Annotated in this window: 19 protein-coding genes; 3 read left to right on the top strand and 16 right to left on the bottom strand. The window is 57.8% G+C overall.

Going from position 1 to position 14,552, the window contains the following annotated elements:
- Positions 1 to 15 precede the first annotated feature (15 nt).
- Together Cth01_RS15770 and Cth01_RS15765 are read left to right on the top strand one after the other, a co-directional pair.
- On the top strand, positions 16 to 1,380 hold the full coding sequence (locus tag Cth01_RS15770; RefSeq protein ID WP_045839704.1) for an efflux RND transporter periplasmic adaptor subunit: 1,365 nt from the start codon (positions 16 to 18) through the stop codon (positions 1,378 to 1,380).
- A 6-nt stretch (positions 1,381 to 1,386) separates the two neighbouring features.
- The gene (locus tag Cth01_RS15765) at positions 1,387 to 3,498 is read left to right on the top strand and encodes a site-2 protease family protein (protein ID WP_174447097.1); all 2,112 of its coding nucleotides are present in this window, start codon (positions 1,387 to 1,389) and stop codon (positions 3,496 to 3,498) included.
- Between the two features lie 173 nt (positions 3,499 to 3,671).
- Here Cth01_RS15765 and Cth01_RS15760 read toward each other — a convergent pair whose 3' ends face one another.
- Entirely contained in the window at positions 3,672 to 4,259 is a 588-nt protein-coding gene (locus Cth01_RS15760) for an NAD(P)H-dependent oxidoreductase (RefSeq protein WP_034356946.1), read from the bottom strand.
- 75 nt (positions 4,260 to 4,334) lie between these two features.
- Positions 4,335 to 4,715, bottom strand: a complete 381-nt coding sequence (locus Cth01_RS15755; protein ID WP_034356949.1) for a MerR family transcriptional regulator — start codon at positions 4,713 to 4,715, stop codon at positions 4,335 to 4,337.
- 961 nt (positions 4,716 to 5,676) lie between these two features.
- Here Cth01_RS15755 and Cth01_RS15750 point away from each other — a divergent pair.
- Positions 5,677 to 6,066 carry a hypothetical protein gene (locus tag Cth01_RS15750; RefSeq protein WP_045839703.1) on the top strand — a complete coding sequence of 130 codons (390 nt, stop codon included), beginning with the start codon at positions 5,677 to 5,679 and terminating at the stop codon, positions 6,064 to 6,066.
- Positions 6,067 to 6,132: 66 nt separating this feature from the next.
- Here the strand turns inward: Cth01_RS15750 and Cth01_RS15745 are convergent, their stop codons facing one another.
- The 14 genes from Cth01_RS15745 to Cth01_RS15680 form a co-directional block, all read right to left on the bottom strand.
- A complete protein-coding gene (locus Cth01_RS15745) occupies positions 6,133 to 6,345 on the bottom strand; it encodes a hypothetical protein (protein ID WP_045839702.1) in 213 nt (70 codons plus the stop codon).
- Between the two features lie 107 nt (positions 6,346 to 6,452).
- Positions 6,453 to 6,674: a hypothetical protein gene (locus Cth01_RS15740; RefSeq protein WP_139032098.1), complete on the bottom strand. Its 222-nt coding sequence runs from the start codon at positions 6,672 to 6,674 to the stop codon at positions 6,453 to 6,455.
- 125 nt (positions 6,675 to 6,799) lie between these two features.
- Positions 6,800 to 7,591, bottom strand: coding sequence for a DNA adenine methylase (locus Cth01_RS15735; RefSeq protein WP_045839700.1), 792 nt, complete (start codon positions 7,589 to 7,591; stop codon positions 6,800 to 6,802).
- Positions 7,512 to 7,745 carry a Com family DNA-binding transcriptional regulator gene (locus Cth01_RS15730; RefSeq protein WP_072248269.1) on the bottom strand — a complete coding sequence of 78 codons (234 nt, stop codon included), beginning with the start codon at positions 7,743 to 7,745 and terminating at the stop codon, positions 7,512 to 7,514. The genes Cth01_RS15735 and Cth01_RS15730 overlap by 80 nt, the downstream gene beginning before the upstream one ends.
- Before the next feature lie 295 nt (positions 7,746 to 8,040).
- Positions 8,041 to 8,460, bottom strand: coding sequence for a hypothetical protein (locus tag Cth01_RS15725; protein WP_139032097.1), 420 nt, complete (start codon positions 8,458 to 8,460; stop codon positions 8,041 to 8,043).
- Complete coding sequence (locus Cth01_RS15720; protein ID WP_045839699.1) at positions 8,444 to 8,704, bottom strand: hypothetical protein; 261 nt, start codon at positions 8,702 to 8,704, stop codon at positions 8,444 to 8,446. Before Cth01_RS15720 ends, Cth01_RS15725 begins: the two co-directional genes overlap by 17 nt.
- Before the next feature lie 235 nt (positions 8,705 to 8,939).
- Positions 8,940 to 9,230, bottom strand: a complete 291-nt coding sequence (locus Cth01_RS15715) for a hypothetical protein (RefSeq protein WP_045839697.1) — start codon at positions 9,228 to 9,230, stop codon at positions 8,940 to 8,942.
- The gene (locus Cth01_RS24135) at positions 9,223 to 9,552 is read right to left on the bottom strand and encodes a hypothetical protein (RefSeq protein WP_174447095.1); all 330 of its coding nucleotides are present in this window, start codon (positions 9,550 to 9,552) and stop codon (positions 9,223 to 9,225) included. The genes Cth01_RS15715 and Cth01_RS24135 overlap by 8 nt, the downstream gene beginning before the upstream one ends.
- A gap of 172 nt (positions 9,553 to 9,724) precedes the next feature.
- On the bottom strand, positions 9,725 to 9,982 hold the full coding sequence (locus Cth01_RS15705) for a hypothetical protein (protein ID WP_045839696.1): 258 nt from the start codon (positions 9,980 to 9,982) through the stop codon (positions 9,725 to 9,727).
- Positions 9,983 to 10,384 (bottom strand): hypothetical protein, encoded by a 402-nt coding sequence (locus Cth01_RS15700; protein WP_045839695.1) that lies wholly within the window; start codon positions 10,382 to 10,384, stop codon positions 9,983 to 9,985.
- Positions 10,381 to 10,917 carry a hypothetical protein gene (locus tag Cth01_RS15695; RefSeq protein ID WP_045839694.1) on the bottom strand — a complete coding sequence of 179 codons (537 nt, stop codon included), beginning with the start codon at positions 10,915 to 10,917 and terminating at the stop codon, positions 10,381 to 10,383. Before Cth01_RS15695 ends, Cth01_RS15700 begins: the two co-directional genes overlap by 4 nt.
- On the bottom strand, positions 10,917 to 11,975 hold the full coding sequence (locus Cth01_RS15690) for a hypothetical protein (RefSeq protein WP_045839693.1): 1,059 nt from the start codon (positions 11,973 to 11,975) through the stop codon (positions 10,917 to 10,919). The genes Cth01_RS15695 and Cth01_RS15690 overlap by 1 nt, the downstream gene beginning before the upstream one ends.
- Before the next feature lie 52 nt (positions 11,976 to 12,027).
- Positions 12,028 to 12,720, bottom strand: coding sequence for a hypothetical protein (locus Cth01_RS15685; protein ID WP_045839692.1), 693 nt, complete (start codon positions 12,718 to 12,720; stop codon positions 12,028 to 12,030).
- Positions 12,721 to 12,772: 52 nt separating this feature from the next.
- On the bottom strand, positions 12,773 to 14,524 hold the full coding sequence (locus tag Cth01_RS15680; RefSeq protein WP_045839691.1) for a DNA cytosine methyltransferase: 1,752 nt from the start codon (positions 14,522 to 14,524) through the stop codon (positions 12,773 to 12,775).
- Positions 14,525 to 14,552: the final 28 nt, after the last annotated feature.

Here is a 14,552-nt window from a genome sequence, read left to right as displayed (position 1 = left end):
TGAGGCGGTTGTGCGATGAATGCAGCCGTTTCTCCTCAGAACGCAAACCCGGCAATGCTGCTGCTCGAGCTTGGGCATCGAGCCAGGGCCGCACGCAGCAGCGCCGAACTGCGCTTTTTGCTGGTCAACGACAGCCGTTTGCTCGTACCTTACCGTCAAGCATGTTTGTGGCTGGACAAGGAGGGTGTGACGGCGCTGTCCGGCGTGGTCGAGACCGACAGGAACACTCCTTATGCGCAGTGGCTGCACGGGGTTGGCCAGTTTCTCCAGGCGCAGCCATCCGTTCAGGTGCGGCGCATTGAACCGGCCCAGCTTCCTCCCGAGCTGGCCAGTTCCTGGCACGAATGGCTGGGCGCCTATGCGATATGGGTGCCTCTTGTGCAGGATGCCCAGACACCTGTTTGTTGCGGCGGGCTGTTGCTTTCAGGGGCGCAGCCTATTGAAGAGCAGCGTTTTCCGCTGCTCGCCGAATGGTGTCATATCTGGTTCCATGCGTACTCTGCATTGCAGGTAGGCCAATCCAGGTTCTGGCGAAAGCCTGCGGTATCAATAACTGCGGCCAGGAGCTGGTGGCAGAGAAAGCCTGTCTGGATCATTGGCGGGCTTGTTGCGATTGGTGCTGTCCCTGTGCATATGAGCGTTCTTGCTCCAGGTGAACTGGTAGCGGCCCAGCCTGTGGTGTTGAGAGCACCCTTGGATGGCGTCATCGATCAGATCCATGTCCAGCCCAATCAAATGGTACGTAAAGGCGAGCGCTTGTTTGGACTGGATGAGGCGCAGATCAGCAGCCGATTGGAAGTTGCCCGGCAAGCTCTGCTGACCGCTGAAGCCGAATATCGACAATCTGCCCAACTGGCCTTGGGCGACGCTCGCTCAAAGGCACAGCTTGCAGCGCTAGTCGGGCGCATAGGAGAGAAGCGTGCCGAGGTGCAATATCTGAGTGACCAACGTGATCGCAGCCGGGTACTGGCACCTGAAGATGGCATGGTTTTGTTTGACTCGCCCACCGAATGGCTTGGCAAACCTGTACAGACGGGCGAGCGGGTGATGCGTATTGCCCGGCCTGATGAAGTGGAAATCGAGGCCTGGGTTCCCATCGGCGATGCCATTCCATTGGCCCAGGGCGCCACAGTGAAGCTGTATCTGGCAGCGAATCCCATGGCCGGGCTGGAGGGCAAGCTACGGTACATGGCGTATGACGCCAATGCCAGGCCAGATGGCAGCTACGCCTATCGAGTGCGTGCGTCCATGTCGCTCGCCAAGGAGGAGGCTCGTATAGGCCTCAAAGGTACCGCCAAGCTGCAAGGCGATTGGGTGCCTTTGGTCTACTGGGTTCTGCGCAAGCCCTGGGCCGTCCTGCGCCAGTTTATTGCCTGGTAAGTCGACATGAGTACCGCATGGCCTGCTTTGCGTGAAGAACTGGATTTGCTTCCCGGTCCTGTGCTGCCCGATGGTCAGCCCAGCTGGACCCTGCATGATCCCGTACGCAACCTTTTCTTTCAGCTGGACTGGGCCAGCTTTGAGGTGTTCAAGCGTTGGCATCTGGGCGTCGCTGACGCGATTGTGCAAGATGTCTGTGCTCAAACGACATTGACGCTCCACGAGGAAGACGTGAATGCGCTTTTGCAGTTTGCGCAGAGAAATGATCTGTTGGAGCCTCCTCCCAATAGCGCCGATGCGATGGCTGAGCGGTGGCAGGGAAGACGCTCAAGCTGGATGCAATGGCTTCTTCATAACTACCTCTTTTTTCGGGTCCCGCTGATCAGGCCTGATCGCTGGCTGACACGATGGGCGCCCTCGCTGGAGTTTCTATTCAGCCGAACCTTTGGCTGGGTCAGCTTGTTGGCTCTGTTTGCTGGGGTCTGGGGCGTTTCACGCTCCTGGGGAACGTTCACGGCCACCCTGGTTGATTCGCTGACCTGGCAAGGACTGCTGGCCTATGGATTGACGCTAGGGTTTGTCAAGGTGCTTCATGAACTGGGGCATGGCTTGATGGCCAAGCGATTTGGATGCCGCGTTCCGACCATGGGTGTTGCCTTTCTGGTGCTTTGGCCGGTGGCGTACACCGATACCAACGAGGTCTGGAAATTGACCCGGCGTGATCAGCGCCTCAAGGTCGCGGGTGCTGGCATCGCAACGGAGCTGATGATTGCCGCATGGGCCTTGCTGGCGTGGGTCTGGTTACCTGAAGGAGCCCCCAAGTCCATGGCCTTTTTGCTGGCCACTACGACATGGGTCAGCACGCTGGCCATCAATGCAAGTCCGTTCATGCGTTTTGATGGATATTTTCTGTTGTCCGACTTTCTGCAGATGCCTAATCTGCACTCACGTGCCTTTGCACTGGCACGCTGGGATCTCAGAGAGAAATTATTCAAGCTCGGTGAACCTCCCCCGGAGTCTTTTGCCGATGCCAAACGTCGCGGACTCATCTTGTTTGCCTGGGCTACCTGGATTTATCGATTGGTTCTTTTTTTGGGTATTGCCGCCTTGGTCTATCACTTCTTCATCAAGGCGCTGGGCATCTTGCTGTTTCTGGTGGAGATTGTGTGGTTCATTGCCAAGCCTCTCTGGTCCGAGATTGCAGCATGGTATTTGCGCTGGCCTCAGATCGTCCGTAGTCGAAGAGCACGTTGGAGTGCCATCGGAGCCTTTGCTCTTATTGCGCTTTGCTGGCTGCCCCTGCCTGCCCCAATCCGCACCGAGGGTATGTTGCAATCCAGCGAAATATGGCCTTTGCATGCGCTTGATGCATCGCAGCTGCAGCAGCAAATGTTTGGCGACGCACGAATGGTCAAGGTTGATGCCCCTGTCTTTTTGCTGGACTCCCCGGCTCTCAAGGCCGCTCAGGCTCAAAACGATGCGCAGAGGACCCAGTATTCGCAGCAAATAGCGGCAGCAGGTTTCGACTCTGAGCTGCGCAGGGACTGGCAGGTTCTGCAAGAGCGTCAGCTGCAGGCGGCTACTCAACAGCAGGCGGTGGAAACCGAAGCCAGTCGCTACCGTCTGAATGCCTCGGGCACTGGAGTTCTGCGCGACGTGGATCCGGATCTTCGACCGGGAGACTGGCTGGCCCGGAATGAATTGCTGGGTAGAGTCGTGGGCGGCGATCGGCTGGAGGTTCTTGCCTATGTGCAGGAAGAAGATATTCAACGCATCAGCATCGGCGACAGCGCAATTTTTATCGCTGACGCTGGTGTGGGTCCGGTATTGGATTTGACGGTGCGCAGCGTTGATCAGGATGCGAGTCGTACCCTCTCGGAGGCTGCGCTGTCTGCGGCAGCTGGACGCATGATTCAGGTCCGAAGCATGCAAGGCACCCTATACCCGGAGCGTCCGGTCTACAGAGTGGTGCTGGATGTGGTGACACCGCTCGAAACAGACGCTGTTTTGCAACACCGCTGGCGTGGCAAAGTCAGCATTCGCGGCCAATGGGAAGCGGCTGCGGCGCAGTTTGTGAAAACTGCGACGAGTGTTTTTTGGAGGGAGGCAGGTTTTTAGCCTCAATGAATGACTGCAATGGGCGGTGATTCAACCGGTCGATGCATCCGCCCCGCAGCAGGCTGTGGCCGTATTCCTTGGCCGTGCGGAGTTTCACGGAACGAAAGTGGGGGGCTTGCCGACCCCTGCTGTCGCAGCAAAGAGCGGTGGATGAGAACTAAGGAAGGACGCTGTCAGCGTAAGCCTGCACGAGTGCCCAGCGTGTGCACGCGCTTTATCCAGACGGCGCGCTTGGCGGCACTGGACTTGAGCACAGGGCCAAAACTATGCACATGCACGGGCCGGATCCCGCTGAACTCCAGAATGCTCTGTTTCATTTGCCGATGACCTGGTTGGCGCTGTACCCAGCGGTAGTACCAAGGGGGGGAATCCATTGTCACAAGCAGTTCAGCAGTGCGGCCGCCCAGCAGGCGGTCCCACAATGCAGAGTCGGCTCGGTATTTGAAGGCGAAACCTGGCAGGAAGATGCGATCGAGAAAGCCCTTGAGCAGCGCCGGTAGCCCGCCCCACCATATCGGATAGACCCACACCAGGTGTTGCGCCCAGGTAATGTCGAGCTGAGCGCCTTGGAGGTCGGCCTCCAGCGGCTGGCTATGCTCGTATCCGTGGCGCAGGATGGGGTCGAATTGCATTTCACCCAGCTCCAGAAGTCGGACCTCGGCTCCAGCGTGGCGCGCGGCATCGGCATAGGTGCTCGCCAAGGCGGCACATAGACTGTTGGTGGAGGGCTGGCCGAGGATGATGAGGATGCGACGGGACATGGCGATAGAGGCGGGCTGAGTTCGTAAGCCGCCAGCATCACCTTGTCCTTGGGGACAGAGTCAAGCCCTACAACGTCAAATGGAGAGTGGCTCTGGTGAACCGCATGTCTTTGCACCGTTGCATGTGCTCAGCTCCATGGACAATGCCGCCAGGGCGATGTCGGCAGCTTGCAGCCGCGCCAGTTCGTCGGCAATGGCGCGTCGCCGGGTCTGGAGCAGGGTCTGGACGGCGGCAGCGCCGGAGGGAGTGTCGATGCTGCGTAGCGGCTGTAGCGCAGCCAGGCGAAAACCCAGCGACAGCGCCTGGCGGATCCACTGCACGCGCTGCACATCTTCCGGTTCGTAGTGGCGGTAGCTGCCCTGGCGTGCCACGGTGCCGAGCAAGCCGTGCGCCTCATACAGGCGTAGCGCTTTGGGCGTGCAGCCTGTGAGTGCGGCGAGTTCACCGATACGCATAGGTGACTCCCGTGCGCTTGGCAGTATGTATCTTTCTTGCTGAAAGTGCTGTTGGCTCAGGGTGCATGAATGCCTGGGGTCGTTTGAATGTGTTGTGGGAGTTGTTGACCCATGAATTTCGAGTGGTCGTGACAAAGGGTTCACGGCCATAGGCCTTGTCAGGAGCCATCGTGCGAATTTACGGCAATCCCATGGCGCGATTGCAGCAAATTTCGGCGCGGCCCTGGCACTCGACAATCGTCAGGGTTGTCCAGTGCGTGTCGAAAATCCTCTGCTAACGGCTTTTCTCTGGTAAGCAATGCCTTGCTGCCGCTCCTTTATCTGCTCATATTGACTGCGCTCGCTGCAGCAAGCATTGAGGGCGACTATTGGATGCCTCTTGCTAGGTAGGGCAGGGAGGTTTCAAGCATCCATCGCATACCTTAGCCCTGGGAAGACCTGGAGGGCGCGAGCAGCCTGGGTGCGCAACTGGTAAAATCAATCGATTAACCTGTTTTGGGCCGTGTCAATGCTTGTTGGTGACTCGGGCTTTTAATCCGTTGGTCGCGAGCTTGAATCTCGTGGAACCAGCCAGAATACAGGCGCTACAGCTATAGAAGCGGTAGCGCCTTTTTCGTTTACCAGTTTTTCATCGTGCGTGTGGCTGGCTCGAACAACAGAGTCGAGTCTGCTGATTTGGCCGTTGAAATAAAATTTCTGCTTGGCGCGTAGACGCTGCGCTGCTGGAAAAATCAAATGAAATCAATCGACTCCGTTAGCCCCACGCAAACCGCAATCCCCAAAGTGGGCTTTGTTTCGCTGGGCTGCCCGAGTGATGCTCAATGTATATCATCATAGCCTTCAACTGCTGCAACGAAAAAGGGCCTGTCCATCAATGGACAGGCCCTTTCACTTTGGGCTGCTGTAATAGTGCGATAACTCTCTATGCGTACTATGACCCTTTTAACAGAAGGGAGTAACTATGTCTCAGGATACGTTCCGCGCTGGTACGCAATACGGCGACTTTAAAGGCTCCGCATCGGCCGATCGCCATGACACAGCGGATATTTCTAGCTACCTTAAAGCAAGGGGTCTGATTCAAGAAGGTGAACTAGCTCTTGCCATTGAGTTGTACTCTGGAGAAGTGCACGCGCGAACACAGGACGAAAATGTGTTCGTCACTGTTTTGCTGGCGACAGGTGAAGGGCACGACAATATTCAGGCAGCCATCGATTCCGGTGAGCCGCTCAAGGTTCGCAAGGTTCGCTTGGAGATGCACCTGAATGAGTTCTTCGGCTTGTTCAAGCGCTTCAACATTTGCATCTCGAATCATGGGATGCTGGAAGGCAAAGAATTCCAGTTCGATGATTAATCGAGTTTCTTCGCCATGAAAAAGGGCCTGTCCATTGCTAGACAGGCCCTTCGTACTTGGCAAGGTTTACTCACCCCATTTGGTGCCTGGTGGGAGCTCCAAGGGCTTGATGTAGACGACCTCGTCTTCAATAGTGCCGAGAACTGGAATTCTGCGCAGCCCTGGAGTAGTTTCTTTGGTCAACCGCTCGATCAGATCGGCAGCTTTTTGTGCAGTGGCATCTCCCTGGCGCAGGTCTTTGATGAGTTGCGATATCTCGGTGCTGTTCATATTTTCCATTCGGGAAACCTCTATCAAGTTGCATCGTCGTGCGCCTTCTAGGGTAGCGCAGAAAATTCAGACGAGAAAAAAGCCGGCGTTTGCCGGCTTTGTTGCTTTCAATCTGTTTAGAGCTTTTTGACCAAGTCGGGAAGGTTGACCTCGCCAGCAGCGATCGCTGCCAGCTCCGCCTCGGGAAGTACCGAAAGAAGACTGCTGGCTCTGCGGTCGAGCTCCAGCTTTGCCATGTGGCTCCAATCTGGGTAGTTGATAACGTGCTCGCGGCCGGCGGGATTGTTGCGTGTGTATCCGTTCAGATAGTCGGTGAGGCTTTGTTCAATGCTGGTCATGTTGGTCTGATTTGCTTGGTTCGTCGTCATGGACACCATTGACGCTCTGACTGGCCAGATGTCCAAGCAGTATCTGGCGTGTCCGACGCGTTCGTCGGACACTGCTCAAGTGCTTGACTGGGCTCTTAGAAAAGCCCTGCGGGTTCGGCCTCGCGGTTCCAGCTGTAGATCACTAGCTCGCCGCGCTCTACACGATTGGCTGCGCCGCCCACGGTGTAGTCCAGTTTCAGATCCTCCATCTCGAAGTCCTTGAAGCACTCCCTGATCGCAGGGTGGTCGTTGATGCTGATGACGGCCTTGCCCTTGATCGCCTTCAGCTTCTTGGCCATGAGCTCGTACTGCTCCCAGGGGAACGGCACGCCATAGCCTTCGGTCTCCCAGTACGGCGGATCCATGTAGAAGAGGGTGTGCGCGCGGTCGTAGCGGTCGATGCAGGCTGCCCAATCGAGTTGCTCGATGTAAGTACCAGCAGCAAGGCGCAGGTGGGCGGCAGACAGGTTTTCCTCGATGCGCAGCAAGTTGATCGCCGGGGCCGTTGTGGCAGTGCCGAATGACTGGCCAGCTACCTTGCCGCCGAAGGATTGGTGTTGCAGGTAGAAGAACCGTGCGGCACGCTGAATGTCCGTCAGGGTCTCGGGCTTCGTGTCCTGCATCCACTTGAAGACCTGGCGGCTGGTGAGCGCCCATTTGAACTGGCGGACAAACTCCTCGAGATGGTGGGTCACTACCCGGTAAAGATTTACCAGATCCCCGTTGACGTCGTTGAGTACTTCGACATCGGCGGGGTGCCGGGCGAAGTAGACGGCAGCGCCGCCTGCGAATACTTCAACATAGCAGTCATGCGCTGGAAAGCGCTTGAGCAGCATGTCCACCAGGCGGCGTTTGCCGCCTATCCACGGAATGATTGGGTTGGTCATTTATCTCAGCTACTGGCACGCTTTGGTGCTCTTGAGGGGCGCGCTGGGCGCTCAGCTGATTGAATGCTCCGCATCTGGGGCATTTGATAGATAGACGAGTGTATTCACCTTCGCCCAGTTTGCGGCGGCAGTTGCCGCAGCGAATTTCCTGCATATGCTCTTTCCGAGGGGAAAAATTGGCTAGACTCGTCACGCTGTCGCGACAGTGGCGGGTCTTCGCCTGGCATGCAGGCCCGTTCTGCTGTTGGGGTCTTGCTCGGGTGTTACAGCACCTTTGCAAGTCGCCCGTCTTTTTTGATTTCGAGAAACCCGCTGTACTCAGGTCGGCGGGTTTTTTTTCGCACCCGATCGCAGCGGCCGTGCGCAGAACGAACAAGCGCGTGGCTCGGGGTGGTTGATTGGTTAGCGCCATCTGTCGCGCTTGTCGCCACGGTCGCTAGCTCGCTTGCTCATTTGCAGTCCTTCATGCAGTGACCAAAGCAACCGAGTGACATGCACTCTGGCCGCTGACAGTCTCTTGATTGAGGGTGCTGCTTCTGCTCTGGAACATTTTTTGGCGCTTTGATGCTTATTGATGTTCCAACAGCTCCGGAAGCCTTGATGGGCTTCAATTCACTTGGAACATTTTCTGAAACAAAGCTGGAATTCCCGCGTAAGAATGTTCCAGCAAGTCCTTTGCGCTTTAGGTAGTCCAGCGCGCGGGTGCCAATTTCGCTGTCTGGTGAGGATTTGCGCAGTGTGTGGACTAGTTGACGCACCAGCATCGCCAGTTCGCCCACTGTCCTTTGATGCGATCCGCAGGGCGTTTCGCACAGTGATTGGCATGGCTCCCCAGTGGTGGGGCAGTAGTCATCACGGTGATAGCTCATGCTTGTCCTTTTGCGTTGCCGTTCGAGGCTCATCAAGCACCGAGCCATCTTTCCCGCTCCAGTTGTTGCAGATCGAATTCGGCGTAATGCCGAAGTAGTGGAGCCCGCAGTGCTGGTTCTTGCGGAACGTGTTGCTGTTGGTGCTCAGGCGTATCTGGGCCTGCCGGTAGTGCTTGCAGTTCATGCAGCGCGGCACGTCGCCCTCAAAGCCGACGCGCTTTTTCAGTTGACCGAGTTTGCTCATCGTGTGTCCTTCGCACGGACCATGGCGCCGCGTTTGTCCACGGGAACAACGTGCTTGCCTCGCCAGCGGTAGCCAATGGGCGGGAGTAGCGTGCGCCATACCCAGGCGAATTTGTAGGCAAAGTCGTCTGGACCATACCCATAGGCTCCCATCAAGTAGTACGCACGCTTATCGCGCTTGCTCAATTTTCTGAGCTTGGAGCGTTGATCACGTTCAAGGTCGTGGGCCCTACTCATCACTCGCCTCCTTGCGCTGCCTGGGCGGCGCGCTGTGCTCGTGCCCAGTTGGCCATTACGCCAGCTTGGGCCTTTTCGAGGGTGCGTTCGTTGAGCAACACGCTGGCGTTGCATCCGATGTTTGTGCAAAAGATGCGTGCCTGAAACAGCGACACGCTGCCAAAAGCTTCGTTGTTGACGCTGGAGCGCATGAGAGCCGTGTGGGCGCAGAACGGGCACAGGGGTATGACCCCGCTGCACATGGCTATCTTCAGCTCCAGTTCGTTGGGTGCCAGATCTTGCTTAGCCATTGCTCTGCACTTTCTGCGCTTGGGCGCGCTGTGTGGCATTAACTGCATTCGCCTCCACGTGAGCAATGAGCGCATCATGGTCTTCCCGGCTGCGGATTACCGGGTTCGCCAGGGCGAAGGCCTGCTTCGCAGACTGGTAACGCTTGATGATTGGGGGCAGCTCGCTGCTGATGGTGGCGAATAGGCTGCGCAAGCCTGCCTCATGCGGTTTCAGGTAGTGCTTGCCCATCTGCTTGTAGAAAACTTCAAGAAAGCTATCCGTGCCATAGCCCGCAAGCGCTTCAAGCGCCTGCACTTCGGCCATGGTCAGCTTGATGTTCACATCCACTTCGATGCGTGGCCATTGAGTGAGTCTGTTCATTCAGGGTCCTTAAATGCAGAACCCCGCTCTGTGGCGGGGCTCCGGTTATCGATATTCCCGAGCGGGAAATTTGTGCGTTCAGGCGGTCGGTTTTGCTGTTTCATTCCCGTTCGGGAAAGTCGGGGAAGGGCGCTCACTTGCTCTGCTCCTTCTGCGTTCTTTCCTTGGCTGCTGCATGGGCTACCCTGCGCGCTTCCTTATCGGGGTCAAGTTGTGCGCCGCGCTTGGCTTCCTCGAAAGCCTCCTTTGCGGTCTTCGATGCAGAGTCAGTCCACCAGCCGTCATAGGCATACGATCCACAAGGGGCCGTCACCCGGATGTACCAGTTGTCCTTTCGGCTCTCGCGCTGAACTGTGATGGAGTGCTTCTTGAAAGTGCGTGTGTATTGCATTCACTCACTCCCATGCGCTGTCTGGGCGGCGATGGCGGCGCGGATTGCCTCGCGCGGCGTCGATCCGGTGCCATGGTGATTCGGCTGTCCCTCGTCGTTGTAGATCTCGGCGTCCCATGGGCCTTCGTACTCGGGCACCACAGCGATGCGCTGCCTCTCCATGGCATCCAGCAGAGCGCTGTCATCGGACTGGGCGCTGATAGCGACCCGATCACATTCCCGTTGGATTAAGTGAATCTGGCCGGCACGGTATTTCTTCTCGCACCGAGGGCAGTGTGCATAGAGGGTGGCGTGCTCGCGGCCGATTCCGTCGATGGCTCCGCGACCCATTCGCATGTACTCGCCACCGCTGTAATCGTGCTCGCGCGATTTGTGGCCGAACAATTTGCACAGGATGCTCATGCTGTACCACCTTCCTTTGCTGTAGCGATAGCGGCGCGGTTGATGCTTGCGGTGCTTGGTGCTTCGGCGTATGCCCAATGAGTCCAAGAGTCCTCGTAGATCGGACTCGGGGCGACAGGTCCATCGACGGTGTTTGTGTCCTGGCAGTACAGCCAGATCAGATCGTCGCAAGTGGGTAGCGTGCTGATGTCCTGCCATTCGTTACCCGCATCCCGCGCGTGTGCCTGAGCAGCCAGCTGCAGCCTGCGCAGTTGATCGCGAGTACCTGATACATCGCAGACCTCGTCCTTGATGGGAGTTCCGCCGTTCATGCTTCGCCCTTCTCCTGATGCGCCGATGAACGCAGCAATAAGCCGCGCCTCTGGCGACTCATGGCCGCACCATTTGTCGATCGCAACCACGGCCACTCGATAACGGCTGATTCGTTCATCGGCCGCATTCATGTCCCTGCGAAGTACGCGAATGGCCAGGTGTTGTTTGACGGACCATACGAAGCAGATGTAGAACCCTGCGATATAAATTGCTTCAGCCATCACTCCCCCTTTGCTGCCGCGATAGCGGCGCGGGCTGCGGTGAGGCCCGCATTCAAGATGCCTCGGTACTGCTCAATTGACGCTTTCGCAACTTCGCCATTCAGAGCATCGGAAACATTCATGGCTTCGGCTTGCATAGCCTCGTGGTAGGCATCGCCTGCGGGTGTGTCTAACAGAGTGGTTGCCCAATGCAGCCCGCGCAGCAACTCCGCATCCCGCGTGTCTGCCTGCGCCAAAGAATCAATGGTGGGTTTGAGCATTCGCGCCAAATCAACCATCGTCACTTCTGGCAATTGCACTCGGCCATTCGAGATTGGGAATGGACCCGCAGTGCCAATTTGTTCAAATTCAACAACCACCTGCGCGGGAAGTCCGGTAGCAGTAGCCAGAAGGGCGCGCAGCTTCGTTTCGATGGTGCTGCGCGCCTTATCCATCCCGGTCACAAAGTAGTCCTGCACCAGCCCCATCACTTCCGTGACTGCCGCATCGGTCTCAGGCAGCACCACTGGCGCGGCTGCAGGTGTCTTGCTAACCCACTCATCAGGAATCAGGCTGCTGCATTCAAGGCAAGCCTCATCGTTGCAGTTAGGAAGATGGTTCTGGCGTGGCCCCAACATTTTCTCGCCATCTGCAGCGCCGGCTTCTGTGGTGGCGGCAAGCGCCCATTGATAGCCTTCCCAGCCGAATCGCAGGCGAGGCAAGTCGTCGCCGTAGGTTGCGCCTTCGCGCCAACTTTTAACCTCTGCAGCCAGCTGCTCCACAGTCTCATCGCCATGGCGCGACTTGTGCCATTCGGTCGCATAAGCCAGCTCAAATGCTTCTTGAGCATCAGGCACTGCCACGGCTTCGGGTTCTTCCAGAGGTTCTTGCCTGGCTCGCTTTTTCCCTTCGTTGTAGCCAATTCTCCATGCCGCATCACAGCCCCATTCACTGCTGTATGGGTTTGCGATCTCAGAATTGCTCCAGCCAGCAGTCAGCCCTTTGCCCATACCTTGCACGTAAGCGGTGGTGATGGCAATGACTTGGCTGTCTGTGATTTCAGGTGTCTTGTCTTGCATATAGGTGGCTCCCAGAATGAGAAAAGCCCGCGGCGGCGGGCTGGGGTGTTGGTTAGGTGGCAGATGCTTGTTGCTTCGCGTTGTCGTAGGCCTTGATCCCCCAGGCGATGGCATAGCAGTTCCAGAGGAAATGGAATTTGAATTCCTTGCAGTTCCACTCCCAGCAGTCATCCATCTGAAAGCCAGGCACGTCATCGCATCGAAAGTCGCGGGCAGCGTCGTAGGCTCGCACTTCGCCATCATCGGCAGTCGATAGAACTTCATCGTTCAGAGCACTCCAAAGCGCGGCCTTGTCGTCGCTGAATTTGTCGCGCTCCGCCTGGGTGCTGTATTCAGCATCGGGTTCGCTGCACTCCGCCCAGCTATCAAATGCCTCTTTGACATGCTGCCGAAAACTATCGGCACTAAATTCCATGACATCCCTTGGCGCCGGCGCGAGCAGCTTCTCGTCCCAGTAGCCAGGGTTGATTGCCAGTCGATCGGCGCGTCCTGTTTTGTTGAAATGCTCTTGATCAGTGCGAAAGAACTCGAACATGTCCTGCAAGCGTCGGAATACGAAAGTTCCCATATCACCATCGATGCACAGCGTGCCTGGCCAAGTGATGATGTCGAACCAGTAGGCGCGGCTGTTCGGATCTTTGAACCGCAAATGACGGTTCACACCGTCGTCGCGCACGACTTCCATCTGGTGTGCTTGCGCATCCTTGAGGAAACGATCCTCGGTGCATGCAATTTCTCGGGGCATTCGTGTCTCCAGAAATAAAAGCCCGCTCAGTGGCGGGCTGGGGTGTTGGTGGTTAGGCGACTTTTCGCAGCTGGCCCGATTCGCTGTAGTTCGCGGCCACGATCAGCCGCATGGGTAGAGGGCTGACACTGTTGCCGGCCATCCGTACCTGTGCCGTTTTCGTCAGGGGCTTGCCTGCGGCCGTGCGATCAATGATGTAGTCCGACGGGAAGTCCTGAGCGTTGTAGAGCTCGCGCGGCACCAGCATGCGCAGCGTGATGTCTACGATCACCCATGGCTCGCCCTTGAGCCAGACGGTCACCAGTGCCAGGCGGTCGCGTGTGGTGATGGTCGTTGCCGGCTCGCGCAGATCAGACCATTGGCCGCCGCTTCCGTGGTACCGCATGAGGAATGCAGCGCAGCGCAGAGCACCGGCTTCGTCCTCTTTGCCCAGCTCATAGCGCAGCAAGGCGTGATGCTCGCCGCCTGCTGCCACCACTGGCACCGGTTCGGTCATGGCCTTGCCAGTGCTGTTGCGGCGTAGGGTGGTCAGGTGAGCTACGGCCAACTGCTGCTGGCTTCCGCTTGTTGTGACTGTGGACATGCCGCCGCGCAGGTCACGTGCTGGGGTGGTGTTGAATCCGCCATTGGCTTGGACCATGAATGCAGTTGCCAGGCTCTGGCCGCCACCGCTGGCGGTGATCGTGCCGATGGGGCCCCTGATGTCGTTGGTGCCGTGGCTGCGGCGCTTTGTCGCGCCAGTGCCCTCGCCATGGCCCGCTTGCACAAGGTAGGCAGAAGCTGTTGCGAACTTGTTGCCACCAGCAACCACGGTGCCGAAGGCCTGCTGCAGATCCAGAGCGCGCGGCTCCTGACCTTCTCGCTCTCCATAACCCATCTGAACCAAGGTGCGAGCCGCGCCCTCAACGATGAAAGGATCCTTGCTGCCCAGCACGTATTTCTGCATGCCGTGGGCTATGCGGCGCATCGTGGCCTCGGCCAGATCTTTCTTACGGCCGAATATGCTGGTACCGGGAATGCTCCAGTCGATGCACTCTGCAGACCATTTGTGCGGCTTGAGTTTGCCTACTGGCTTCTTGGCATGTGTCTTCTCGGGCCAAACGATGGGCAGACCGTCGCGGCGGGCGATCATATAGAGCCGGGTCCGGGTGCTCTTGCAGCCGACATCAGCATTGCAGAGCACGCGCCACTGCACGACATAGCCCTGATTGCGCAGCATCTGCACAAAGCGATTCCAGGTCTTGCCAAGCTGCTTCTTGTCTGGCACCAGATACTGGTTATGGCGCGGCACGCGCTCGCCTGGGTCTGCTACGCGGTAGGTGGTCTTGCCCTTGGCAGTCTTCAGCTTGTCCAGCGTGACAACGCGGCCGGTTTCAGGGCAGCGCTTGGCAATAAGCCTGCACCAGAGCAGCATCTGCTCCACGTTCTCCAGGGTGATGACATCCGGCTTGGCAATGCCGCCCCAGCGCGGCACCACCCAGGCCAGAGAGCGGATCTCTTTGCTGCGCGGCTGGCCGCCCAGCGCCTGGCTGTGGTGGGTGCAGTCCGGGGATGCATGCAGCAGGCCTACCGGCTGCCCGCCCGTGGCTTGACGGGGGCAGACCTCCCAGATGTCGGCGCGGTAGTGGCGCGTCTGAGGGTGGTTGGCTTCATGCATGCCGATGGCGTCGGCGTCATGGTTGATCGCAATGTCAACTGGGCGGCCGATGGCCTGTTCAATGCCTGTGCTGGCTCCACCGCCACCGGCAAACAGGTCAATCACCAGCTTGGCAGACAGTGCCAGTACAAATTGAGGGGTAAGCATAGGGTTCCAGAAAACAGAAAGCCCGCTC

Origin of the sequence: Comamonas thiooxydans, from assembly GCF_000964545.1 — a bacterium.
Taxonomy (GTDB): domain Bacteria; phylum Pseudomonadota; class Gammaproteobacteria; order Burkholderiales; family Burkholderiaceae_C; genus Comamonas; species Comamonas thiooxydans.
Note: the sequence above shows the minus strand (reverse complement) of the source record. Positions and strands in the feature narration are given on the sequence as shown.